This window comes from Bifidobacterium choloepi (assembly GCF_010667615.1).
GTDB classification, from domain to species: Bacteria; Actinomycetota; Actinomycetes; order Actinomycetales; family Bifidobacteriaceae; genus Bifidobacterium; species Bifidobacterium choloepi.
Window position 1 is genome coordinate 649796 of record NZ_VYSG01000001.1, and the last position, 24417, is coordinate 674212.

Genomic DNA, 24417 nt, shown 5'->3' on the forward strand with positions numbered 1-24417 from the left:
AATCCATGGTGTCGAATGTGGTGATACATGGCGTGGCCACCGGTACAGCGGCAGCCACGCACGATTTGTGTTGAATACCTGTTCCGTCAGCCCTTGTCAGCGGCGTCCTGCATCGCCTTGACAATGTCCTCCGGCGTACCCTTGCCGGACAGCATGTTGACAACGGCGGAGTTGAGCGCGTTACCGATGTTGGTACCGAGCGACGTATCCATCCACAGTTCCATTTCCGACGACTTATCAAGGTAGGTAATAATCTGCTTGAGCGATTCGTCCGTCACGACCGAGCGGGCCGGCACGGAAGCCGGGATCGTGGAGAACGCAGTAGCGTAGTTCTCCTGGTTCTTCTGCTCGCCCATGTAGTTAACGAAGTCGACGGCAATGTTCGGAGCGTAGGCATTGACCGAGAAGAATGCCACGCTGCCCATCATGGCACTGGAATCGCCTTCTCCGCCATCAACGCTCGGGAAGGCGAAGAAGCCGAGGTCGGACATCGCCTTCTGGTCGGACGTCAGGTCCTTGACGACGCCCGGCTCCCAGGCGCCCATCAGTTCCATTGCGGCCTTGTGGTTGGCCAGCAGACCGGCCGACGAGTTGGCACCCTGCTGGGCCGTCGTCGTCAGGTAGCCATCGTTCCAGACACCGAGTTCATTGAGCTGCTGCAGCTTCTCACCAGCCGTCACCCAACACGAATTGGAGAAGTCCTTGTTGGTCATGCTGTCGTTGTAGACATCCGCCGAGCATTCGCGCAGCGCCAGCCAGTAGTACCAGTGGGCGGCCGGCCACGCATCCTTCGCACCGAGCGCGATTGCATCGATGCCGGATTCCTTGAGTTGCTTCGCATCCGTGAGGAACTCATCCCACGTCGACGGCACGCCGGAAATGCCGGCCTGCTCGAACAGGTCCTTCGAATACCACATGCCGCCCGGTTCCACCGCCACCGGCACGCCGTAAACCTTGCCATCGAATGTCGCGGAACTCAGCACGCTGGACATGTCGGTCTTGACGGTATCGGAAATCTTGTCGGTCAGGTCCATGACATCGCCGGCATCGATGAGGTCCTTAGTCTTGTCGCCGCCCTGCAGCAGGAATACGTCCGGACCGCTCGAGGGATCCTGCATGGCCGTCTGCAGCTTGCCGTCAAGGTCTTCGTTCTGGATGGCCTGGATCTCGACGGTAACGCCGGGATGTTCCTTCTCGAACGACGCGGCGAGGTCTTCCCAGTACTGCTTGCCATCGCCGGTCGTCGCGTTATGCCAGAACGTGATCGTCGTGTCATCGGCATTGCTTGTGCTGCCGCAGGCACCCACGCCGATCATCGTTGCCGCGGCCACGGCCGCCGCCAGCACCGTCTTGAATTTGTTCATCTCTACTCCTGTCCATGGAAGTCGCCGTCGTTGGCGGTCCTGTGGATATCCGGAACCGGATTGCGTTGTCGTGGAAGAACCGATCAGTGGAGAGTTCCCGGCGAAGCCGGACAAGGATCATCATCGATGACGATCCTCATCTTCAGTTCCGAAATATTTCGAAAGTTTATTCTTAAACTTTCGATATCTTTACAATAACCTCACTTAGTTAAACTGTCAAATTAAGTAACCGGCAGAACGTTTCTTTCATTTCTCAATATTTTCAACGATTCTCGTTAGACAACACGCCACAAGACGTCAAATTGAAGAAATTCGAAACTTTCGATATTCTGAGAGCCATCGGAACCGACCGCGGACCGCCTCCGCCGGCAACGATTTCCGCACGAGAAGGGCGGCGACGGCAATGGCCAACACCACGAATACCACGGCAAATGCGACGACTGCGTCCGCGATGGGAGACATGACGACGGCACGCTCCGCCGAAGTCGGCAAGCGCGGCACAAGCAGGACGTGCAATGCAGGACACCCCGCTGGCAAGATCCGCTTGATCGACATCGCCGACGAAACAGGTTTCTCGCTCGCGACAGTCTCCAAGGTCGTCAACGGTCGTGCCGATGTCGCTGAGGAGACGAGGACAATCGTCAATGCCGCCCTCGAGAAACACGGTTACGTCAAACGAGGCAATGTCGACGACCGCCAGCAGCTCATCGAGGTCGTGTTTCAGGACTTCGACACGCTCTGGGCGCTCGAAGTGCTCCGCGGCGTGCTCGACGAGGCAAAACAACACAACCTGAGCGTCGTCACGACTGAAAGCGGTGACCGGCAGCATCCCGATTCCTCCTGGGTGGACGCGCTGCTCAAGCGCCGACCGATTGGCGCCATCCTGATCTTCTCGGACTTGACAACTATCGAGAAGGAAAAACTCGAGTCCCAACACATCCCCTACGTCATCTTCGATCCGTCCGGCGACCCGACCGAGAGCAAGTATTCGGTCCAAGCCGACAACTGGACCGGTGGCGTCATCGCGACGCGCCACCTGCTGGCACTCGGACACACGAAGATCGCGATCATCAACGGGCCCGACGAGATGATGTGCTCCCGTGCGCGATTCGACGGCTACTGCGCGGCGCTCAAGGAGCACGGCATCGTTCCGCCGGACCATTACATCACCGAGGGCGACTACACGACACCGGGTGGCTATGCCCAGGCTGTCGAACTGCTCGCGTTGCCCGACCGCCCGACAGCCATCTTCGCCGGCAGCGACCTGCAGGCAATGGGCGTCTACGAGGCCGCACGCCAGCTCGGTCTGCGCATTCCGGAGGACGTCTCGGTTGTCGGCTTCGACGACGTGCAGACATCGGCCTATCTTGGACCGGCGTTGACGACGGTCCGGCAACCGCTACAGGAGATGGCGGCGTGCGCTACACGACTCGTGCTTGACGCCTCCGAGCACAATCTCGAGCAGAAGCACATCATCCTCCCCACCAATCTCGTCGTTCGTAACAGCACGCAGGCTGTCGCGAATCAAGAAAACTGAGCTTTCTGGCAGAGAGCCGCCGAGTACGGCGAGACTAAAGGCCAACTTCACCGGCGGCTCTCTTCCAAGGAGTTTTCAGTTCAACCCGGAATACCGACGAGGATGCCGGTAAAACTGTCACCGGATTCAGTGGACAGGAACGATCCGTCCCATTCCAGGCAGTTCCACTGGCGGTCGGATACGGCCAGCGAAAGCAGACCACTACCAAATCGCACAGTGACTGGATCGTCGACAACCAGCGTGCCACGGTCGATATCATTGCCGTTCGCGACGGTCCATTCGACAGCACGCGATGAAATCCTGCCAGTATCCGCAACTCCGTCGTTCCCCTCCCTCGACCTAGTCGATTCGACCTGCGGGGATGTCGACGTGAATTCGGCGTAGTGACTGTCATCGAGGCGGAACCTGATCGAACGACCCTCTTCGAGGGGAACCACCACATCGTCATCGCTCAGGCGCCAGTATCTCCAATCCGGATCAAGTCGCACACGCAATGAGGGCTCGTCTGAAGTCCATGGCGTAAACAACATCGGATCACCTGTCGTTGCCGTGGCTTCGGCGTTCGCGACCGCCATGACGTCGGTTGCCACCGACTCCCCCTCTGCCTGTATCACGAAAGGCAACCGCCCCAACCCCGGAGCGACGACAGGCCACGAGGCACAGAGTTTGTCACGATCGGGATCACCGTCATGCGGCACGTCGGGCAACAATGGCGGGGCGAACATTGTCTCGGCATCCGATTGCCATTCGACGGGCGCGATAAACGTCTCGCGTCCGACGAAGTTCAGCGAGCGTCCGTCGGCCATTGCCGTCTGGCGCGTGCCAAGACAGACAAGCCACCAGCCGAGCGTGGGGTGTTCAATGAAATCCGCATGACCGACGCACTGGACCGGGTAGCGGTTGCCGAGGTGGCGGTGGGTCAGGATGGGGTTCTTGCAGTCTGGCGTGAACAGGCGGCGCGCCGGTCCGGTCACATCGAGTTCGCTGTCCGAGCGCATGTCGCCGCCGCCGTGGCGCACGAAATCGTCGACGGCGTTCCACAGGCCGTTCGGCGCGTAGACTCGCATGGCCATTTCGCAATGGTCACGGCTGGTGCCGCCTTCGGCCGTCATCAGGTAGACGTAGTCGCCGCGGCGAATCAGGTGTGGCCCTTCGGCCCAGACGCCGCCGATCATCTCGCCGTTCCAGATGATCGTGCCGTCGATATGGTCGTCTTCAAGCTGCGAACATGTAAAACTCCAACGCTCGGGATCGATGTGATGCATCGTAATTTCGGTCTGACCCGGCCATTTCGGGAACGGCGCGAGCGCCGTTTGCGTCCAGAATACGGAGCCATCGATATCCTCGAACAGGTCGGGGTCGGCACCGCGAGCGCCGCTAATCCAGTACGGCCCACGCCACGGGCCCTCGAGGTGATCGGCCTCGATGACGAAGTTGCCCTCGGCCCTGCGGAATCGTTCGAGAGAGGCCTCGTCGACACCGGCGGCGCGCGCCTTGTCCACATCGAGTCGGGACACCGTGCAGGCGATCGCGTAGCGGCCATGGATCACGCGCAGTGTCGGCGCGTACAGTCCGCCGGAATCCTCGACGTATGGCAGCAACAGACGCCTCGCCATGTCGTCGTCAACGGCATGACCAACCAGCGTCCAGTGTTCCAGGTCGTTGGAGACGTGCAGCGGCAGTCCCGGTGTCATTTCAAATGTCGAGTTAACAAGCACGGCTTGATTCCTGGTCTCATCCCAGATCCAGCTGGGGTCGGGGTGCATACCGCGAAGAATCGGGTTGAAAATCGTCATCGTTGACGCCTTTCGGAAGAAGAGATCCTCTCTCTTGGAAACGACATTCCCGGAAGAATCGTTCTGACAAAAACGAAGGGAGCCGCCAGCGCGGCTCCCCGGGTTCGAAGATGAGGGAAGGAAAGAGGTAAGTGAACAGTAAAAGTACGAATGAGTAGGTTCAGGCCGAAGCTGCCCGCCGACAAGGTGGTTGCAGAGAAGAGAGAACGGCGGAGGAAAGGAGCCGCCTTTCCGGAAAACCGCGTCCACGGGCAGCCGTCGGTCCAGGAGTCGAAGTCGACCGACTTCCGGAACCATTCCGGAAAGCCGGCCGACTACCGACCCGTGACGTCAACCCACGTCGACTCAGGCGTTGGCCAGCGCGTCGACGATGTAGTTGTTGATCGTGGCCTTGACGTCCTCGAGGTGATCCGGCTTGACGGACTCGAGGATCTTCGACTGCGGCATGTCGATGGCGTAGTCGTTGAGCGAGGCGAGCGTGGCGGTGCCGTTCTCGACGGTCTCGCCGATGCCGGAGTCGAACGTCGAGTAGCGGTTGGCAACGAGATCCTCGATGTAGCGGTCCTCGTGCATCTTCGCGGCGACGAGCAGGCCGGCGGCGAACGTGTCCATGCCGGCGATGTGGGCGCGGAACAGGTCCTCGGCGGCGAACGAGGAACGGCGCGGCTTGGCGTCGAAGTTCAGGCCGCCGTGGGGGCCGATCTGGCCTTCGTCGAGGACTTCCCACATGACCGAGGTGGCCTCGTAGAGGTTGGTCGGGAACTCGTCGAGGTCCCAGCCGAGCAGCATGTCGCCCTGGTTGGCGTCGAGCGAGCCGAGCACGCCATTGTCGCGGGCGACGCGGATCTCGTGCTGGTAGGTGTGGCCGGCGAGGTTGGCGTGGTTGCCCTCAAGGTTGAGCTTGAACGTGTCGATGAGATCGTAGGCACGCAGGAAGTTGCAGGCGGTGGCGGCATCGAAGTCGTACTGGTGCGTCATCGGCTCCTTGGCCTTCGGCTCGATGAGGAACTGGGCGCCCATGCCGATTTCCTTCGCGTAGTCGGCGCACATGTGGAAGAACTTCGCCATGTGCTCCTGCTCGCGCTTCATGTCGGTGACCCACAGGTTCTCGTAGCCTTCGCGGCCACCCCAGAAGACGTAGTTCTCGCCGTTGAGGCGCTTGCCGATCTCGAGCGACTTCTTGAGCTGCGCGGCGGCGTAGGCGTAGACGTTGGCGTTCGGCGACGTCGCGGCGCCCTCGACGAAGCGCGCGTTCGTGAACAGCGACGAGGTGTTCCACAGCAGCTTGACGCCGGTCGATTCCATGTTTTCGGCGATCTTGTCGACGACCTTGTCGAGGTTGGCGTTCGTCTCGCGCAGCGTCTCGCCTTCCGGCGCGATGTCGCGGTCATGGAAGCAGAAGTATTCGACGCCGAGCTTCTGGAAGAACTCGAACGCGTAGTCGACCTTGGCGAGGGCGTTGTCCATCGGATCGGAGTACTTGCCGTCCCACGGACGGCGGGCGGTGCCGACGCCGAACGGATCGACGAGCTCCTGGTCGAACGTGTGCCACCAGGCCACGCCGAAGCGGCACCAGTCCTTCATCTTCTTGCCGGCGACAACCTTGTCGGCATCGTAATACTGGAAGCCGAGGCCCTCCACCGGGCCGTTACCGCGGCCGACGTACTCGATCTTGTCGATATCCCACAGTCCCATCGATCACTCCTTTGTTGATCTGTAGTGTGTTTGGCTGGTTCCAATAATAAAACCGTTTAACTAAATATGTCAATTCATCGAATTAATCGGCGTGTTCATTGGAAATCCGCTGTTTTTCATGTTGTCTGAAGTTGCATGTTTCCGCATGTCGCAATTCCGCGATCGGATCACGGGATCGCGACATGCAAAAGCCGGTCGGAAGGACCGGGATGTGCAGTTTGCCGTGGGCGATTACGCCGGAGGAACGAATCGTTCCAGCCGCCAACCGCCGCTCCATACAATGAAACTGTCTTCCGGAGCGACGCCGTGTAGCCGCTTCCGCGAGGACGATTCGACGACGGCCATCCCGCTTTCACCTTGAGACGGCCGCCGCCTTTCATTTTTCCACTCCCCTCACGCGCCCCGTCCGCACAACATCGCAACGGGAGGAATTTCCGGCAATAAACATGCCTGCCGCAATTCCGAGATCGGATCCCGGAATCGCGACAGGCAGATACACGCGAGAATCGTCCAGACTGAACTTCCAGCTACGGAACACTCAGTGCACGGCGCTCATTTCCTCGTGACGATCGGCAGCCATCTCGACGGCGTCGTCGGCATCGATCTCGGCGACGGCGCGGGCATCGGAAACACCGGTGACGCCGGCGCGGGCGCGCAGGTCGGCCTCGATGTCCTCGAGCGAGCGGTTGCGCGTCTCGAAGACATACTTGACAACGAACCAGATCGAGACGAAGCAGATGACGCCGTAGCCAATGAACAGGCTGCCGGTGCCGAACAGGTCGAGCAGGTACGGGAACGTGACGGAGACGAGGGCGTTGGCGGCCCAGTTGACGACGCTGGCGGCCGAGTTGCCGAGACCGCGGATGTTGAGCGGAAAGACCTCGCCGATCATGATCCACATGACCGGACCCCACGTGCCGGAGAAGAACGCGATGTAGACGGTCAGCGCGACGACACAGACGATCGCGGCGCCCTGCGAGCCGGAGCTCATCTTCATCGCGATGCTCATGACGAACAGCGAGACGCCCATGCCGACGGCGCCGACGATCAGCATCGTGCGACGGTCGACCTTGTCCATGATCGCGATGGCGACTGCCGTGACGATGACGTTGAAGATGCCGATGCCGACGTGCGCGAGCAGCGCGGCGGCCACGCCGAAGCCGACGTCGGTGAAGATGGTCGGGGCGTAGTAGAGCACGGTATTGCAACCCATGATCTGCTGGAAGATCGCCAGGCCGACACCGATGACGAGCGCCGGGCGCACGCCCTTGCTGAACAGCTCGCGATAACCGCCGCTCTTGCCCTCGATCGTCGCCTGCCGCTTGATGTCGGCGAGCTCTTCGGAAACCTTGCGTTCGTTGTCGGCGGCGTCGCCGTCATCATAGATGCCGGAAAGCACGCTGCGGGCCTCGGCCATGTTGCCTTCGCGCACGAGGAACCTCGGCGACTCCGGCAGGAACAGGCCACCGACGAACAGCACGACGGCCGGGATGGCCGCGAAGCCGAGCATCCAGCGCCAGCCGGTATACAGGCCGGAGAAGGCGTAATTGGTGACATAGGCCAGGAAGATACCGGTCATGACCATGAGCTGGAACAGGCCGGAGACGGTGCCACGCTTGCTTGCCTGCGACAGCTCGCTCAGGTAGGTCGGGATCAGGGCGGAGGCGGCGCCGACAGCGACGCCGAGGATGATGCGGAAGAGGATCAGCGACCAGAATTCCGGAGAGAACGCCGAGCCGAGTGCGCCGACGACGAAGATGACGGCGGCGATCAGCAGCAGCTTGCGGCGACCGAGACGGTCGGACAGCGGGCCGATGAACGCCGCGCCGAGCATGGCGCCGACGAGTACCGCCGAGACGACCCAGCCCTGCTGCCAGGATCCGAGATTCATTTGGTTTTCGATGAACAGGATTGCTCCGGAGATGACGCCGGTGTCATATCCGAACAGCAATCCGCCCAGCGCGCCGAAGAAGTACACGACTCCCTTCGGCAGTCGACCGGTCTTCCTTGCCATGATTCTTTCCTTTCGCCGCCGGTCGCGGTACGGAAGACGTCGCCATTGACGGCATTTCCGCGCACTGGGCCGCGCAGATGATGATGTTCATGCGGACCGGGAACGATTCCCGGCTCCGAGAGCGACGGCCGCTCGCATTCACCTCATGCCAGTGGTCGCCGTCTCGTTATGTTCGATTCAGCTGTGAACCAAACCAACTGGACTGCATGGTAAAGCCGCGCCATTCACATTGTCAAATCGTTAAACAAAAACAGTTAATCCTTGCAATTCCAACGATTCTCGCCATTATTCGTTAGCCCGAAACTTTCGTTGTTTACCGTCGGCGAACACGACTATGGCGTGGTACACGGGCACTTTCGTCGACTGGAACGTGACCAATCGTCCAATCTTTTTCCATCCGTACGTCTGGTCACGTTTTCTTCGGCAGAACCGTTACGAATCGTCCCGTCCTTTCTTATCCGGACGTTTTGTAACATTCCGGTGGCCGGAATCGTTACTAATCGTCCCTTTCCGGCCCATCCGGACGCTTTGTAACGTTCCAGCGGCCGGAATCGTTACGAATCGTCCGTCTCCAAAACTTCCGTACATTTAGTAACGATTCCCGCCACAAAAACGTTACGAATCGTCCCGTCTCGACCAATCCGGATGTTTCGTAACATTCCCGTGACTGGAATCGTGACTACTTGTCCTTTCCCGCCCCGTCCGGACGCCGAGCAACGCCAGGAAGTCCCAGCCTGTCTTTGCGGCGCCGTTTTGGGACGGATCGTTCGTCGAAATATGCAGCCGTGATAGCGTGACGGCAACGAGCAGCCTTCACGATGACGGGAGTTTCCATGGCCGGAGAACACGAGCCGAACAGCGAGCAGGACGGACGAGACAACAGGCAGGACCGCGGGCAGGACATCGACACGATCTGCGTGCACGGCGGGTACGAGCCGGGCAACGGGGAGAGCCGCACGCCGCCGATCATCCAGACGACGACGTTCAAGTACACGTCGAGCGAGCAGATGAGCCGGCTGTTTGACCTGTCCGAGAGCGGCTACTTCTACACCCGCCTGCAGAATCCGACGAACGACACCGTCGCCGCGAAGATCTGCGAGATGGAGGGCGGCGCCGCGGCGATGCTGACGAGCTCCGGCCAAGCGGCGAATTTCTTCGCGCTGTTCAACATCTGCAACAATGGCGACCACATCGTCGCGTCGTCGGCGATCTACGGCGGCACGTTCAACCTGATCAACGTGACGATGGCGAAGATGGGCATCGAATGCACGTTCGTCAATCCGGACTGCACGCCGGAGGAACTCGACGCGGCGTTCCGGCCGAACACGAAGGCGGTGTTTGGCGAGTCGATCTCGAATCCGGCGCTGATCGTCCTTGATTTCGAGAAGTTCGCGACGGCGGCGCACACGCACGGCGTGCCGTTCATCGTCGACAACACGTTCCCGACGCCGGTCAACTGCCGGCCGTTCGAATTCGGCGTCGACATCGTCACCCACGCGACGACGAAATACATGGACGGTCACGGCAGCTGCGTCGGCGGCGCGATCGTCGACTCCGGCAATTTCGACTGGCTCGCCCACGCCGACAAGTTCCCGGGGATGACGCAGCCGGACGATTCGTACCACGGCGTGCGCTACGCGCAGGACTTCGGCAAGGCGGCGTTCATCACGAAGGCGACGGCGCAGCTCATGCGCGACTTCGGCTCCACGCCGGCCCCGATCAACTCGTGGATCATGGGCATGCATCTCGAGTCGCTCGGCGTCAGGATGCAGCGGCACTGCGAGAACGCGCAGAAAGTCGCCGAATGGCTCGATCAGGACCCGCGGATTTCGTGGGTCAGCTACCCCGGTCTGCCGAACGATCCATACCACGAACTCGCCGAGAAGTACATGCCGCACGGCACCTGCGGCGTCATCTCGTTCGGCGTGCCGGGCGGCCGCGAGAAGGTGTCCGAAGTGCTCGACTCGCTCGAGCTGATCTCGATCGCCACACACGTCGCCGACGCGCGCTCCTGCACGCTCTACCCCGCCGGCACCACGCATCGCCAGCTCACCGAGGAACAGCTCGAGGAGGCCGGCGTCGGCATCGACCTGGTGCGCCTGTCCTGCGGCATCGAGAACGCCGACGACCTGATCGCCGACCTTGACCAGGCACTGACGAAGGTGTTCGGGTGACCCTATAATGACGGCATGATCAGAACCATTTGCAAGGACACCGCCGTGCTGTCGGCGCCGTCGATCGAAGCCGATCCGACGAGCGCCGACGACCGGCAGATCGCCGCCGATCTCGTCGACACGCTGGCCATGTACCACGAAACGTGCGTCGGCATGGCCGCGAACATGATCGGCGAACGCAAGCGCATCATTGTCGTCGCCGACGAGGAGATGGGCGGCCGGCCGGTCGTCATGCTCAATCCCGTCATCACCGGGAAGTCCGGCCGCTACGAAGCCGAGGAAGGCTGCCTGTCGCTGCCGGGCCAGAAGACGACGACGCGCTACCGGCAGATCGAGGTCGACTATGTCTCGCCGAAGGGCCGCCAGCGTCACGCCCGATTCTCCGGCTTCACCGCCGAGATCATCCAGCACGAAGTCGACCACTGCGACGGCGTGCTGATCTGACACACAGACTCCCTCTTGAGCTGGTCAGACACTCTCTTCAGGTGGTCAGACTCCCTCTTCAGAGGGAGTCGGCGAGAGCGAAGCTCGAGCCGGTGGGAGTAGCGTAGCGACGAAGCCGCGAAGCGCCTACGCAAGTGGGCTGGAACGTAATTATTCTCGACGATAGTTACGTTCCAGCCCACTTGCGTTCTACGCTCCGCGACCTTCGGTCGCTTCGCTACTCCCACCGAAAATCCTTCGGATTTTCGACTCCCTCTCAAGAGGGAGTCTGTCGGAGGACTATCGCGTCAGCTTGCGGTGCAGGCGGTGCGGACGGGCGGCATCCTCGCCGAGGCGCTGGATCTTGTTTTCCTGGTAGGACTGGAAGTTACCCTCGAACCAGTACCAGTTGGCCGGGTGCTCGTCGTCGCCTTCCCACGCGAGGATGTGCGTGGCGATGCGGTCGAGGAACCAGCGGTCGTGCGAGATGACGACGGCGCAGCCGGGGAACTCGAGCAAAGCGTTCTCCAGCGATTCCAGCGTCTCGACGTCCAAATCATTGGTCGGCTCGTCGAGCAGCAGCAGGTTGCCGCCCTGCTTCAGCGTCAGTGCCAGGTTCAGGCGGTTGCGTTCGCCGCCGGACAGCACGCCGGTGAGCTTCTGCTGGTCGGAGCCCTTGAAGCCGAACGACGCGACGTAGGCGCGCGTCGGGACTTCCACGCCGCCGACCTCGATGAAGTCGAGGCCGTCGGACACGGCTTCCCACAGGTTCTTGTTCGGGTCCAGGCCGGCGCGGTTCTGGTCGACGTAGCTGATCTTGACGGTGTCGCCGATCTTCAGCGAACCGCCGGACAGCTCCTCGAGGCCGACGATCGTCTTGAACAGCGTCGACTTGCCGACGCCGTTCGGGCCGATGACGCCGACGATGCCGTTGCGCGGCAGCGTGAACGACAGGTCGTCGATGAGGACGCGGTCGCCGAACGCCTTGTGGATGTGCTCAGCTTCCAGCACCGTCGAGCCCAGGCGCGGCCCCGGCGGGATCTGGATTTCGGAGAAGTCGAGCTTCTTCGAGTTGCGCGCCTCCTGCTCCATCTGGTCGTAACGCTCCAGACGGGCCTTGTTCTTGGCCTGGCGGGCCTTCGGCGACGAACGCACCCATTCGAGCTCGCTCTTCAGGCGCTTGGCCAGCTTGGCGTCCTTGGCGCCCTGGATCTCCATGCGCTTGGCCTTCGTCTCGAGGTACGTCGAGTAGTTGCCCTTGTACGGGTACAGCTGGCCGCGGTCGACCTCGCAGATCCACTCGGCCACGTTGTCCATGAAGTAGCGGTCGTGGGTGACAGCGATGACGGCGCCTTCATACTTGTGCAGGAACTGCTCGAGCCACAGGATCGACTCGGCGTCGAGGTGGTTGGTCGGCTCGTCGAGCAGCAGCAGGTCGGGGGCTTCCAGCAGCAGCTTGCACAGCGCCACGCGGCGGCGTTCACCGCCGGAGCAGACGGACACCGGCGTGTCCGGATCCGGACACTGCAGCGCGTCCATCGCCTGCTCGAGCTGCGAGTCGAGATCCCAGCCGTTGGCGGCGTCGATCTCGGTCTGGAGAGTTCCCATTTCCTCCATCAGCGCGTCGAAGTCGGCGTCCGGATTCGCCATCTCCTCGCCAATCTGGTTGAATCGTTCGACCTTCGCGGCGATGTCGCCGAACGCCATCTTGATGTTCTCGCCGACGGTCTTGTCCTCGTCGAGCGGCGGCTCCTGCTGCAGGATGCCGACGGTGTAGCCGGGGGTGAGCTGCGCCTCGCCGTTGCTGACGGTGTCCAGGCCGGCCATGATCTTGAGCAGCGTCGACTTGCCCATGCCGTTCGGGCCGACGACGCCGATCTTGGCGCCGGGCAGGAAGCTCAGCGTCACGTTGTCGAGAATGACGCGATCACCGTACGCCTTGCGCGCGTTGATCATCTGATAAATAAACTCAGCCAATGTCTATCCGATCTATCGAAAAGTCCAGTGGTCACAAACGTCTCCATTATTCCAAAGGGAGTCTACAGTTCAACTGCCGTCACGCCGTTCTATTCCGGCCGTTCGCCTTGGGGAGGTTTTAGACGGATGTCAAGGTTTTGTCATGAAAATGCAAGGGAATCGTGATGGATGCTGCGTCGGCGGAAACGATTCGGTAGGTTGGTACCCAGCGGAAATCCGGCAAGGAAAGACGGATTTCCGATCGGCTCCGGGACCGCGAACCCCTTTCATGTTTCGGCGATTTCCCTCGCTTTCTCGCAGTTCCGGAGCCCCTTCCTTTCTTGGTTCGCCTTGCGTCCCGGCAAGGGATTTCGTCGTCCGGATCGTCCGGAGCCATGACAACGGGACAATTCGCACGATTCTTCCGACGGAGGAATCGTTACATGCCGTTCGTTTTGCATTCACGCCGACTCGGTAGACTGTTCTCTCGTTACCCGGGACGAAGCGAGCATGGAAGGAACCGAATCATCATGAGCGATCAGCGGCCCATCAACGACGAAGCGGCGACGAATGGCGCGGAGGAAGCCAACGCGAGGCTCAGGCGCCTCGTCAACGTGCTGCGGCTCGGCGACCCGTCCGAATACCGCGGCCATACCTATATCAATGGCGAGAGCATGTATTTCCCGACCGGGCGCGTCTACGGCGGCCAGGTCATCGCGCAGTCGCTGATCGCGGCGAGCAAGACGGTACCGGAGGGCCGCGAGCCGAACTCGATCCACGGTTACTTCATCGCCCCCGGCGACATCCACCAGGACCTGCTGTTCGACGTCGAGAACCTGCGCGACGGCCACTCGTTCTCGGCGCGCCGCGTCAATGTCACGCAGGCCGAGGGACCGATCCTCACCGCGATCGCGAGCTTCCAGAAGAGCGGCCAGACCGGCGTCGACTTCGCCGATCCGATGCCGACTGGTCTGCCGGAACCCGAGTCGCTGATGTCGGCGAAGGAGCTGATGACGCCGCTCAAGGATCTCTCGCCGTTCGCGGACTACTATGCGAGCAAGTCGCCGTTCGACATCCGCCACATCACGCCGACCGTCATGATCAAGCCCGACAAGGCGAGCCACGAGGCGGACAGCGGCAAGCAGATGGTCTGGATGCGCGCCGACGGCGATCTCGACATGCCGCAGGTCATCCACCGCGCGCTGCTCGCGCTCGGCTGCGACCAGGTCATGATGGAACCGGTGCTGCGCCGCGCCGGCCTGTCGATCTCGACGCCGGGCATGAGCTACGCGTCGATCGACCATTCGATGTGGTGGTACCGCGACATCGACGTCACGAAGTGGCACCTGTACGTGCAGGACTCCCCCACCGCCGCGCACGGCCGCGGCCTGGGCACCGCGAAGGTCTACACGCAGGACGGCAAGCTCGCCGCCTGCATGGTCCAGGAAGCGATGATCAGGGTTCCGGGAATCTGAGTCCTGTCAAAGGCTCCCTGGAAGGGAGCTGGCGAGCGTAGCGAGACTGAGGGTCGACTTTCGGAGCGTAACCATGTGCGTTCCGTAAGTCGACCCTCAGTCGGCTTCGCCGACAGCTCCCTTCCAGGGAGCTCCTCGTGGTATTAGTGCGCGAACTGCTGGCGGCGACGGGCTTCCTTGATCTTCGGATGGTCGGGACCCTCGGTCGGCGGGAGCATGCACAGCCATTCGCTGACGATGCCGATGATCATGTCGAACAGCGCGGCGCCGCAGGCGATCGCGCATTCGACGATGATGCCGTGATAGTAGCTCGCCTCGGCGTGACGCAGGCACAGCACGAGCTGGCCGCCGTACCAGCCGAGCAGGATGGCGCCGGCGACGGCGAGGGCCTTCGCCATGACGAGCGTGTTGACGGCCCGCTCCGGCTCGAACGTCTTCAATTCGGCGCGTTTCTTCGGATCGGTCGTCGTGTACTTGTGGACCTGGAATGCCAGGTACAGCACGACGACGCCGAGCAGCACCAGGATGGCGGAGACGAACCACGGCGCGCCGAGCAGGCCGAGGCTGTGCGTTTCCTCGAACAGCGCAACCAACGCCCCGGCGGCGAATCCGACGACGATGCCGGCCGCGTACACCCACCACGGTGTCCGTCGTGCTCCCATGACAGCCCTCCTGCTTGCCTATGCTTCCCGTCCAACAGTACCCGCAGCGCGGGTCAATATATCCGGACATGTCCGGTCCCGCCGGCGGGAATCGGACATGTCACCGTCCGCCGAGGATCCAGTGGTCGGACTGCTGGCCGACGAACGGGGCGTCGAGGGCGGAGGCGAGCAGGAACGCGACCGGGTCGCCGTCGAGCTCGGCGGTCGGGTCGATGTCGAGCCACGGCGACAGGAACGCGGCGCGCGTGCGCGGCTCGCGGTCGTCGGCGACGGTGCCGGCCACGCCGGCGACCGACCGGCCGTCGAAGCCGAGCACCGTCATCCTGACGATGCCCTCGTGCGCCATCGCGACGGCGTGCAGTGCCTTGACGAGTTCGGTCGCGTTCATCGTCGTCGCGACCTGCAGGATCGCCGTCAGGCTGTCGGCGCCGTCGAGCGAGCCGGCATGGTACAGCGGCGAGATGCCCTCGACCTGGTTGCCGGGAATCGAGTCGACGGCGACGATCGACGCGCGGAACAGGTCCTCGGCGTTTGGTGCCGACGACTCGAGCGCGACGACGGCGACGTGCCGTCCGGCTTGCTCCAGCGGCATCGCCTGCGCCACGGGTTGCGCCGGTCCGGCCTCCCCGTCGAACGATTCGCGCGACGGCATCCGGTCCGCGGTTCCATTCGATCCCCCGCGCGCCGTCGCGTGTTCCGCGGCGGCCGCCGCGGCGGGCGCCGCGGCGGTGGCCGTCGCCGAGACCGATGCGGCCGTCAGGTCGGCTTCGCGCAGCGCAACAATAAGTGGATTGTCGCGTGGATCGTCGCCGTCGAGATCGGCGAGCCGCTGCGTGGCCGTCACCGTCACCGAGTCGGCGCCCACGCGACGCCGCAGCAGGTCGGCGACCTCGTTGGCGAGCCGCTCGACGTCGTCGTCGACGCACAGGTCCATCAGGCTCGCGATCGCGCTGGCGACGTCGGCCGCCGACGCGGCACCGGTCCACTCGACGTCGACGGTCAGCCCGGCCCGCAGGCCGGCAATGCCCTGCAATGCCTGGGTAGTCATGATGATGCTTCCTTTACGAATATGGACGAACGAATATGAAAAGCGGTCCCCGCTGCCGGGGACCGCTTCCAGCGAATGGATCACGCCTGCGGGGCGGGGCCCTTGTCTTCCTGCTGTTCGCTCGGGACCTGCTCGACGCCGACGCTCTTCTTCAGGGCCTCCGGGATCGGAACCGGCGGAAGGTCGGAGTCGGGACGGTTCGGGTTGCTCAGCCAGATCTCGCGCTGCGGCGCCTTCTTGATGCCGGCGAAGATGGCCTGGAGTTCCTTCTCGTTCAGCGTCTGCTTGACGAGCAGCTGGCGGACGAGCTCGTCGAGGATGGCTCGGTTCTCGGTGATGATCGTCCACGCCTCGGTGTGGGCGTTCTCGAGCATCCGGTGCACTTCATCGTCGATCTTGCGGGCCGTCTCCTCGGAGTACTCGCGGGGCTTGAGGCTGTCGAGACCGGACTGGTCGTCCTCGCTCGTCCACTTGACGGCGCCGAGCTCGCTCGAGAAGCCGTACTCGCCGATCATCGTGCGGGCGATGTTCGTCGCCTTCTCGATGTCGTTCGAGGCGCCGGTGGACGGATCGTGGAAGACGACTTCCTCGGCCGTGCGGCCGCCCATCGCGTAGGCCATCTGGTCGAGCAGCTGGTTGCGCGTCTGCGAGTAGCGGTCCTCGGTCGGCATGACGGCCGTGTAGCCGAGGGCGCGGCCACGCGGCAGGATCGTGACCTTGGTGACCGGATCGGTGTTGTTGAGCGCGGCGGCGACGAGCGCGTGACCGCCCTCGTGGTACGCGGTGTTGCGCAGCTCGTCGAGCGCCATGCCCTTCGAGCGGCGGCGCGGACCGGACATGACGCGGTCGATGGCCTCGTCGATGGCGCGGTTGTCGATGAGCTGGGCGCCAACACGGGCGCACAGCAGCGCGGCCTCGTTGAGCACGTTCGCCAGGTCGGCGCCGGTGAAGCCCGGCGTGCGGACGGCGATCGAGCGCAGGTCGATGTCCGGAACGAACGGCTTGCCCTTGGCGTGGACCTTCAGGATGGCCTCGCGGCCTTCGAGGTCCGGAGCCTCGACGGCGACCTGCCGGTCGAAACGGCCAGGACGCAGCAGGGCCGGATCGAGGACGTCGGGACGGTTCGTCGCGGCGATGATGATGAGGTTCGTGTCGTTGTTGAAGCCGTCCATCTCGACGAGCAGCTGGTTCAGCGTCTGCTCGCGCTCGTCGTGACCGCCGCCCATGCCGGAGCCGCGCTTGCGGCCGACGGCGTCGATCTCGTCGATGAAGATGATGGCCGGGGCGTTCTTCTTCGCCTCGTCGAACAGGTCGCGGACGCGGGAAGCGCCGAGGCCGACGAACATCTCGACGAAGTCGGAGCCCGCCATCGAGTAGAACGGCACGCCCGCCTCGCCCGCGATGGCTCGCGCAAGCAGCGTCTTGCCGGTGCCCGGAGGGCCGTAGAGCAGCACGCCGCGCGGAATGCGGGCGCCGAGCGCCTTGTACTTCGACGGATCCTTGAGAAAGTCCTTGATCTCCTCGACTTCCTGGACGGCGGCGTCCTCGCCGGCGACGTCGGCGAACTTCGTGTGCGGAATCTGGCCGTCATTGAGCTTGCCGGAGTTCTTCTTGCCGCCCATGCCGAGCATGCCGCCGGCGTTGCCCATGCGGCTCATCAGGAACCAGATCAGCACGAAGAAGATGATGAACGGCAGGATCGACGTGAGCAGGTACGACCACATGCTCGTCGACTTCATCGTCGTCGTCCAGCCGTTGGCCGGATTCGCGCTCTCGATGTCCTTGACGACCGTCGCGCTCTGGGCATAGGCATAGTAGAACTGGACGTCGGTGCCGTAGTTCTTGCTGTTGCCGTTCGAGTCCTTGGCCGTGTAGTCGCTCTTCAGCGTCAGCTCCACCTGCTGGGTGTTGTCGACAATCGTCGCGTACTCGACGTTGCTCGCGTTGTTCTCGAGGATCTCGAGGCCCTGCTGGGTGGTGATCGTCTGCGCCCCGTTGTTCGAGAACTGCATGAACACGGCGGCGAGGATCAGCACGACGAGGATGCCCCACAGCCAGGGCGAGCGCCAGATCGACTTCGGTCCGTTGCCGCCGTTGCCATTGCGGCCGTTGCGGCCATTGTTGCCGTTGTTGTTGCCGCCGAACGGATTGAACGGGTTGTTGCCGTTGTTGTTGCCGTTTCCGTTGGGCTGGTTCGGCCCCTGAAAACTCATGAAATCTCCCCTTCGTACACTTCCGGCTTGAGCACCGCGATGGAGTTGAGGTTCCTGTACTCCTCGTCGAAGTCGAGTCCGAAGCCAACCACGAACTCGTCCGGAATCACAAATCCGGTGTACTTCAACTTAACATCAACGGTATGGCGCGCGGGTTTCTCCAGCAGCGCGAAAATCTCGACGGACTTCGCGCCGCGCTTCTTGAGCTCGCCCACGAGCCAGTTGAGCGTGAAGCCGGAGTCGACGATGTCCTCGACGATGAGGACGTCGCGGTCCTTCACGTCGGTCGTCAGGTCGGCACGCACCGTGATCTTGCCGCTGCTGGACGTTCCGGCGCCGTAGGTCGACAGGCTCATGAAATCCATCTCCATCGGGATGGTCAGGGCGCTGACGAACCGCGAGAGCGTCTGGATGGCGCCCTTGAGCACGCAGATGACCAGCGGCTTCTTGCCCGCGTAGTCCTTGCTTGCCTGGGCCGCTACTTCATTAATCCTCTTGACGATCTGGTCATGGGAAATGAGCTCATGATCGATCTTGTCCTGCACGTCGACGATTTGCATGGGTCAATCTTTGCACAAGCGAATGACGTGTTTCAACCGGATCGCCCGCGTGTTTTCCGCGAGGCGCACGGGTTTCTGGCCATGCCAGTCGACGATCAGGCCGTCGAGCCGGTCGAGTTTCGCCTTCGTCGCCGGGATGCCGCATTCATGCAGCGTTTTCGCGAGCGCCCGGTAGCGGATGGCCGCGTCGGCCCGCGCCAGGCGTGTCGTCGACAGCGTCGCGAGAATCTCCGGTTTCGTCTGGTATTCTGCGTCATTTTGCACGATTCGCGCATCCGGTTCCGGCGCGTGGATCGTGACCGCTTCCGCGAACAGCTCGCCGGCGCATGTGTCGAGGAAGTCGACGTCGCGGCGCGCGATCGCCGACGCCGACGCGAGCCGGCCGACGATGTCGACGTGGCCGAATTCGTTCAGGTACGGCACGAGGTCGTGGCGCACGCGCGAGCGCAGCGGCGCGCCCGTGGGCAGCGGATGGCCGGCCGGAACGTCGTCGCCGTTGGTCGGATCGTCCCAGTACTCGAGGTCCAGTGTCTCGCAGATCGCCGTCGTCTGGTCGCGCGTCAGCGACAGCAGCGGCCGCAGGAACGTCACGCCGTCGCGGACGAATGCCGGCGGCATGCCGGCGAGCGCGTCGGTGCCGGCGGCGCGCAGCAGGTCGATGAGGATCGTCTCGGCCTGGTCGTTCTTCGTGTGGGCGAGCAGGACGGCGTCGGCGCCGACGTGGCGGGCGACGTCGCACAACGCCCGGTAGCGCGCGTCGCGGGCGGCCGATTCGACGCCCTCGGCCGCGGCGAGCGAATCGTCCACGCTGACGGTCTTGACGACGACGGGCTTGAGGCCGAGCTTCGCGAGCTTGTCGGCGGTGCGGCCGGCGACGACGGACGATCCGCGCTGCAGGCGGTGGTCGACGACGACGGCGCCGATCCGCAGGCCGAACATGCCGCCGACCGTCGCGGCGAGCGCGGCGAGGGCGAGCGAGTCGCGGCCGCCCGAGCAGGCGACGAGCAGCAGCGGCGCGTCGGCGGCGGGAGCGTGCGTGCCGTGACGGCGGAATTCGCCGGACTGGCGGCCGAAGCCCGCGGTCTCGAACGCCGACCGGACGGCGCCGACGCCGGCCTTGACCTGTGCCGAATATGTCATGCTGCCCATGATAGGCCAGCCCGCGCGTTCGGCGTCCGTCGGAGGACGACGTCCGGCCCTCCCCTACAGCTTCGTGACGCCGACGATGAACGTGTTGATGGCGTCCTTGGCGGCCGTGTAGTCGGTCGGGTTGTTGACGATGACGCTGAACGCGGCGACGCCGCCGTTCTTGCGGGAGACGTTGCCGGTCATCGACGTGACGGTGCCGAGCGAGCCGGTCTTCACGCGCATCAGGCCGGCGGCCGACGACGAGTCGAGCCGGTCGACGGCGGTGCCGACGAGGCCGGGGATCGACAGGCCTTCGGCGGCGGCGACGGCGTTGCCGACCTTGAGGTTCTCGACCTGCGCCTCGACGAGCGTGCGGACCGTCACGCGCGACCCGGGCGACAGGCCCGAGCAGTCGGCCATCACGAGGCCGTCGGTCGACAGACCGAGCTTGTCGAGTTCGTCGGTGACGGCCGTCGTCGCGCCGGTCGGCGAGTTGTCGTCGCCGACGGCGATTGCGAGCAGCCTGCCGAATTCCTCGGCGAGCGTGTTGTCCGAGTGCCGCAGCATGAACATCATGATCGAGCTCAGCGGCGCCGACTGGACGCTGGCGATCGGCGTCGAGTTTGCCGGCACCGTGCCGGTCGAGACGGTGCCGGACACCGTGATGCCCTGTTTCTCGAGCAGCGTGGCGAACGTCGATGCCGTGTCGGCGGCTGTCGTCTGCGAGAGGACCGGATACGCCTCGAAGACGTCCGGGTCGCTCGGCGCGTTGCCGTCCCACTGGCGACCGCCGTCGATCGCCATCGACGAGACGCCGGTGTAGTAGTAATAGCCTTCGTTATTCTCGGCGATGTTCGCCGGGTAGCGGTCGGTGCCGAACAGCGAGTCGTCGTAGCTCAGCGAGACCGACGTGACGCCCTCGGCCTTGAGTGCCTCGGCCGTGTCCTCGGCGAGCGTGGTCAGGCCGGCGCGACCGTTGACGTGGTTCGGGTCGCTTTCGCCGGTGCCGAGCAGCATGTCGCCCTCGCCCTTGAGGATCAGCGTGTGCGCGGCGCCGGAGTTGACGAGGTAGGTCGACGTCGACAGCGTCGTGCCCATGTCGAGGACCGACGCGGCGGCGAGCGCCGTTAGCGTCTTCATCGTCGACGCCGGCTCGCGGGCCGTGTCGGTGTCGCTCGACGCGACGATCGTGCCGTCGGCCTGCGCGATCGCGACGGACATGTCGTCGCCGACGCCGTCGGTCGATGTCAGCGTGTCGACGAGCTGCTGGGCCGCCGTCTTGTCAATGGCCTTGGAAGTGTCGGCGTCGCCGGCGATGTCGGCGGCCTGGATGCTCGTCAGCGGCGCCTCGAGCGCGTGGATCGTCACCGGGTCGGTCGTCAGGATGCCCGGCGCGACGCCGGCGATGTCGGCGACGACGTAGCCGGCGCACAGCAGCGCCGTGACGGCGGCGCTGACGACGACGGTGACGGTGCGCCGCCGGCGCAGGTGCCGCATGCGCCGGTCGAGGTCCTCGGAGTCGTACTGCACCTGCACTGCGTCGCCTTTCCGCCGTCGTGACCGCGGCCGGGGCGCTGGTCACCGGTCGCGAATGGATTGCCGTCGCAAATCATACTGCATCGTCCTGCCGGAACGCCGTCCGACCCCCGATTTTTTGCCGGACGATTCCACCGGACGAATCGTGCAACCCGATGATTTCCAGGCCGTCCGCCGCTATTGCTGCAGCGAGCGGAAATGGCGCAGCGTGGCGAGGATGTGCAGCTGGCGGCGGTCGAGCAGGCGGCCGCCGACGACGGTGCCGGTGACGAGCATGGCGACGCCGTTGACGGGGCCGATGGCGATCAGCCAGGGATAGAGCGCCATCCAGTGGTGCGTGACGGCGATGACGAGCGCGAACAGGCCGGTCGGCAGCATCGTGACGGCGGCGATCAGCATCGCGAGCAGCGGCATGAAGGCGGAGGCCAGAGCGCGGCCCTGCGGCGAGCTGAACGGGCGGTCGAGCGGCTGGACCGGCACGAGCACGACCGTCGACATGACGAGCGCCACGCCGAGTTCGGCGAGGGCGAGCCCGACCGAGACGGCGAACCAGGTCAGGCCGGTGACAATGCCGTCGGTGCTGCGCCAGTCGCCGGTGACGAGGAACGTCGCGATGCCGCACACCAGGAAGATGACAAGGATTGGCCCGAGCATGGCCTTCAGGCGGCCGCGCCGGTTGTCGATGCCGCGCATGCCGGCGATGGCCTCCATCGTGTAGCCGGTGCCGTCGTAGGACAGGCCGTTGCATTCGGTCAGCGCGATCATCAGGCCGCCGAACAGCAGGCTCATCCATGGCAGCATCGCGGCGTCGTCCATGTTGCCGAGCGTCACCGGGGCGCCGTCCGGGTCGTTCAGGTTCCCCATCTGCAGGCCGTCGAACGTGAACAGCACGAGGAACAGGATCGGCATGATCAGCATTGGCGCCTGGCGGGCGTCGCGCTTGAGGTATGCCAGCACGCGCGCCGTCTCGGCGCCGGCCGGCGAGTTCGAGACAATGCCGAACAGGCCCAGGCGCGCGCCATGGGCCGCATGCCGGCGCGCCGTCCGGTCCGGTGCCGACGAGCCGGAGACCGGATGCAGCCGGTCGTGACGGATCGCCAGCACGTTGACGGCGAAGCACAGCAGCCAGCCGGCAATGATGACGGCGAGCCGGCCGGCCACGTCGAGCCAGTCGCCGGACGCGACGGCGAACGGCAGCATCATCGGCGCGCCGAACGGCAGCCATCCGAGCACGCCGGCCGTCGTCGAGATGGCCGAGCCCGCGCCGCCAACGGCCTCCAGCATCGACGGGAGGGAGGGCTGGAGGACGTTCGGCAGCTCCGCGGCGACGAAGATCAGCACGAAGCTCAGGAAATAGAACAGGGTCTTGCCGCGCTCGGTGCGCACGGCGATGGTCGCGAGCGCGAGCAGCATCTTCGAGAACATCATCGCGATGGCGACGAACAGGAACGCCGAGACGATGCCGGCGACGACGGCCGCGGCACCGAGGCTGCGGTAGGCCAGCGACCAGCCGGTCAGCGCCAGCATGGCGCAGACTGCCGGCACGCCGGTCAGGCCGGCGACGAACAGGTCCGCGACGAGCTTGCGGTCGGGGATGCCGTAGATGGCGAACTTGCGCACGCCGAGCGTGCTCGACTCGCCGAGGTAGGCCGCCTGGACGATGGCGGCGTACAGGATGGCGAGCGTCGCGAAGAGCGGCAGCACGGTGCGCGCCAGCGCGACGGAGTCCTGCGCCGGCAGGCCGAACGCCCCCGACAGCCCGTCGATGCCGGAGAAGCAGCCGGTGACCGTCGCGGAGACGACGGCGGCGGCGCCAAGGACGCAGCCGAGGATGTAGCCGACGAGCTGCGCCGTCGACTTGCGCAGCGTCGAGAGCGTCAGCGTCCACTTGAGCCGGACGAGCGTGCCGATCATCGGTCCGCGCTCCCGGAACGGGAATCGCCGCCGTCGGGGTCGGCGGCGCCGTCGAGCCAGGCGAGCCGGGCGGCTTCGCGCCGGCCGCCGACGAGCTCGAGGAAGCGGTCCTCGAGGTCCTCGCCGGCCGCGACCTCGTCGACGGTGCCGGCGGCGACGACATGGCCGTGGTCGATGACGGCGACGTGCGTGCACATCTTCTCGACCATCGCCATGACGTGCGAGGAGATCAGCACGGTGCCGCCGCTCGCGGCGTATTCGGCGAGCAGGTCGCGGATATTGGCGCTCGAGACCGGGTCGACCGACTCGAACGGCTCGTCGAGGACGAGCAGCCGGGGGCTGTGGATCATCGCCGTGGCCAGGCAGATCTTCTTCGTCATGCCGGCCGAGTATTCGACGACCATCTTGTCGGCAGCCTCGGTCAGGTCGAATGCCGTCAGCAGGTCGTCGGCGCGCCGCACCGTCTCGCCGCGGTCCATGCCGCGCAGCATGCCGGCGTACACGAGCAGCTGCCGTCCCGTCAGCCGGTCGAAGATCTGCGTGGAGTCCGGCATCAGGCCAATCCGGCGCTTGACGGCGTCCGGATCCGGCCATACCGGCATGCCGAGCACGGCGATGTCGCCGGCGTCCGGCTTGAGCAGGCCCGTCATCATCATGATTGTCGTCGTCTTGCCGGCGCCGTTCGGGCCGACGAGGCCGTAGAACGATCCGGCCGGAATGTCGAGCGACAGGCCGTCGACGGCGACCTTGTCGCCGAAGGCCTTGACGAGTCCGCGAATGGACACGGCGCTGGATGCGGCGGATGCGGCACCGGCCATGCCGGCCCGCGGACCGGCGGCGGGCCACGGCGCAATGCCGCCCTTCTCTTCTGTGATTTCCCTCATGCCCCCGAGCATATGGCCGCAATGGAGGCCGGACGGGC

16 protein-coding genes and 1 pseudogene are annotated in these 24417 nt (G+C 64.2%); 4 read left to right on the top strand and 13 right to left on the bottom strand.

Features of this window, described 5'->3' with window-relative positions:
- Window positions 1-86 precede the first annotated feature (86 nt).
- Window positions 87-1364: an extracellular solute-binding protein gene (locus F6S87_RS02635; protein WP_163227089.1), complete on the bottom strand. Its 1278-nt coding sequence runs from the start codon at window positions 1362-1364 to the stop codon at window positions 87-89.
- Between the two features lie 460 nt (window positions 1365-1824).
- Here F6S87_RS02635 and F6S87_RS02640 point away from each other — a divergent pair, with 460 nt between their 5' ends.
- Window positions 1825-2901 (top strand): LacI family DNA-binding transcriptional regulator, encoded by a 1077-nt coding sequence (locus F6S87_RS02640; RefSeq protein WP_163227090.1) that lies wholly within the window; start codon window positions 1825-1827, stop codon window positions 2899-2901.
- Window positions 2902-2981: 80 nt separating this feature from the next.
- On the opposite strand, the gene F6S87_RS02645 is transcribed toward F6S87_RS02640, so the two are convergent.
- The 3 genes from F6S87_RS02645 to F6S87_RS02655 all read right to left on the bottom strand — a co-directional run bounded on the left by F6S87_RS02645 (window position 2982) and on the right by F6S87_RS02655 (window position 8406).
- On the bottom strand, window positions 2982-4697 hold the full coding sequence (locus F6S87_RS02645; RefSeq protein ID WP_163227091.1) for a glycoside hydrolase family 43 protein: 1716 nt from the start codon (window positions 4695-4697) through the stop codon (window positions 2982-2984).
- 345 nt (window positions 4698-5042) lie between these two features.
- Window positions 5043-6392 (bottom strand): xylose isomerase, encoded by a 1350-nt coding sequence (xylA, locus tag F6S87_RS02650; RefSeq protein WP_163227092.1) that lies wholly within the window; start codon window positions 6390-6392, stop codon window positions 5043-5045.
- A gap of 538 nt (window positions 6393-6930) precedes the next feature.
- Window positions 6931-8406, bottom strand: coding sequence for a sugar porter family MFS transporter (locus F6S87_RS02655; protein WP_163227093.1), 1476 nt, complete (start codon window positions 8404-8406; stop codon window positions 6931-6933).
- 833 nt (window positions 8407-9239) lie between these two features.
- On the opposite strand from F6S87_RS02655, the gene F6S87_RS02660 reads away from it, so the two are divergent.
- Both F6S87_RS02660 and F6S87_RS02665 read left to right on the top strand, forming a co-directional pair.
- Window positions 9240-10580, top strand: a complete 1341-nt coding sequence (locus F6S87_RS02660; protein WP_163227094.1) for an O-acetylhomoserine aminocarboxypropyltransferase/cysteine synthase family protein — start codon at window positions 9240-9242, stop codon at window positions 10578-10580.
- 15 nt (window positions 10581-10595) lie between these two features.
- Complete coding sequence (locus tag F6S87_RS02665) at window positions 10596-11024, top strand: peptide deformylase (protein ID WP_163227095.1); 429 nt, start codon at window positions 10596-10598, stop codon at window positions 11022-11024.
- A 279-nt stretch (window positions 11025-11303) separates the two neighbouring features.
- On the opposite strand, the gene ettA is transcribed toward F6S87_RS02665, so the two are convergent.
- Window positions 11304-12980 carry an energy-dependent translational throttle protein EttA gene (gene ettA / locus F6S87_RS02670; protein WP_163227096.1) on the bottom strand — a complete coding sequence of 559 codons (1677 nt, stop codon included), beginning with the start codon at window positions 12978-12980 and terminating at the stop codon, window positions 11304-11306.
- 509 nt (window positions 12981-13489) lie between these two features.
- Between ettA and F6S87_RS02675 the strand changes: the two genes are divergently transcribed.
- Window positions 13490-14434 (top strand): acyl-CoA thioesterase, encoded by a 945-nt coding sequence (locus tag F6S87_RS02675; RefSeq protein ID WP_163227097.1) that lies wholly within the window; start codon window positions 13490-13492, stop codon window positions 14432-14434.
- 143 nt (window positions 14435-14577) lie between these two features.
- Here F6S87_RS02675 and F6S87_RS02680 read toward each other — a convergent pair whose 3' ends face one another.
- The 8 genes and pseudogenes from F6S87_RS02680 to F6S87_RS02715 all read right to left on the bottom strand — a co-directional run bounded on the left by F6S87_RS02680 (window position 14578) and on the right by F6S87_RS02715 (window position 24313).
- A complete protein-coding gene (locus F6S87_RS02680; protein WP_163227098.1) occupies window positions 14578-15096 on the bottom strand; it encodes a DUF3180 domain-containing protein in 519 nt (172 codons plus the stop codon).
- A gap of 100 nt (window positions 15097-15196) precedes the next feature.
- Window positions 15197-16144 (bottom strand): hypothetical protein, encoded by a 948-nt coding sequence (locus F6S87_RS02685; protein WP_163227099.1) that lies wholly within the window; start codon window positions 16142-16144, stop codon window positions 15197-15199.
- Window positions 16145-16224: 80 nt separating this feature from the next.
- Entirely contained in the window at window positions 16225-18357 is a 2133-nt protein-coding gene (gene ftsH / locus F6S87_RS02690; RefSeq protein ID WP_163227100.1) for an ATP-dependent zinc metalloprotease FtsH, read from the bottom strand.
- The gene (hpt, locus tag F6S87_RS02695) at window positions 18354-18917 is read right to left on the bottom strand and encodes a hypoxanthine phosphoribosyltransferase (RefSeq protein WP_163227101.1); all 564 of its coding nucleotides are present in this window, start codon (window positions 18915-18917) and stop codon (window positions 18354-18356) included. The genes ftsH and hpt overlap by 4 nt, the downstream gene beginning before the upstream one ends.
- Window positions 18880-20057 (bottom strand): annotated as a pseudogene (gene tilS / locus F6S87_RS02700) (tRNA lysidine(34) synthetase TilS). Before tilS ends, hpt begins: the two are co-directional and overlap by 38 nt.
- 63 nt (window positions 20058-20120) lie before the next feature.
- Entirely contained in the window at window positions 20121-21542 is a 1422-nt protein-coding gene (gene dacB, locus F6S87_RS02705) for a D-alanyl-D-alanine carboxypeptidase/D-alanyl-D-alanine endopeptidase (RefSeq protein ID WP_163227558.1), read from the bottom strand.
- A 216-nt stretch (window positions 21543-21758) separates the two neighbouring features.
- The gene (locus F6S87_RS02710) at window positions 21759-23495 is read right to left on the bottom strand and encodes a hypothetical protein (RefSeq protein WP_163227102.1); all 1737 of its coding nucleotides are present in this window, start codon (window positions 23493-23495) and stop codon (window positions 21759-21761) included.
- Complete coding sequence (locus F6S87_RS02715) at window positions 23492-24313, bottom strand: ABC transporter ATP-binding protein (RefSeq protein WP_163227559.1); 822 nt, start codon at window positions 24311-24313, stop codon at window positions 23492-23494. Before F6S87_RS02715 ends, F6S87_RS02710 begins: the two co-directional genes overlap by 4 nt.
- Window positions 24314-24417: the final 104 nt, after the last annotated feature.

Bases quoted from the DNA above. Each gene is read 5' to 3' on its own strand.
- dacB (WP_163227558.1), bottom strand. From the start codon at position 21,542: ATGCGGCACCTGCGCCGGCGGCGCACCGTCACCGTCGTCGTCAGCGCC.
- hpt (WP_163227101.1), bottom strand. From the start codon at position 18,917: ATGCAAATCGTCGACGTGCAGGACAAGATCGATCATGAGCTCATTTCC.
- F6S87_RS02680 (WP_163227098.1), bottom strand. From the start codon at position 15,096: ATGGGAGCACGACGGACACCGTGGTGGGTGTACGCGGCCGGCATCGTC.
- ftsH (WP_163227100.1), bottom strand. From the start codon at position 18,357: ATGAGTTTTCAGGGGCCGAACCAGCCCAACGGAAACGGCAACAACAAC.
- F6S87_RS02645 (WP_163227091.1), bottom strand. From the start codon at position 4,697: ATGACGATTTTCAACCCGATTCTTCGCGGTATGCACCCCGACCCCAGC.
- F6S87_RS02640 (WP_163227090.1), top strand. From the start codon at position 1,825: ATGACGACGGCACGCTCCGCCGAAGTCGGCAAGCGCGGCACAAGCAGG.
- F6S87_RS02715 (WP_163227559.1), bottom strand. From the start codon at position 24,313: ATGGCCGGTGCCGCATCCGCCGCATCCAGCGCCGTGTCCATTCGCGGA.
- F6S87_RS02685 (WP_163227099.1), bottom strand. From the start codon at position 16,144: ATGACTACCCAGGCATTGCAGGGCATTGCCGGCCTGCGGGCCGGGCTG.
- xylA (WP_163227092.1), bottom strand. From the start codon at position 6,392: ATGGGACTGTGGGATATCGACAAGATCGAGTACGTCGGCCGCGGTAAC.
- F6S87_RS02635 (WP_163227089.1), bottom strand. From the start codon at position 1,364: ATGAACAAATTCAAGACGGTGCTGGCGGCGGCCGTGGCCGCGGCAACG.
- F6S87_RS02660 (WP_163227094.1), top strand. From the start codon at position 9,240: ATGGCCGGAGAACACGAGCCGAACAGCGAGCAGGACGGACGAGACAAC.
- F6S87_RS02675 (WP_163227097.1), top strand. From the start codon at position 13,490: ATGAGCGATCAGCGGCCCATCAACGACGAAGCGGCGACGAATGGCGCG.
- F6S87_RS02665 (WP_163227095.1), top strand. From the start codon at position 10,596: ATGATCAGAACCATTTGCAAGGACACCGCCGTGCTGTCGGCGCCGTCG.
- F6S87_RS02655 (WP_163227093.1), bottom strand. From the start codon at position 8,406: ATGGCAAGGAAGACCGGTCGACTGCCGAAGGGAGTCGTGTACTTCTTC.
- F6S87_RS02710 (WP_163227102.1), bottom strand. From the start codon at position 23,495: ATGATCGGCACGCTCGTCCGGCTCAAGTGGACGCTGACGCTCTCGACG.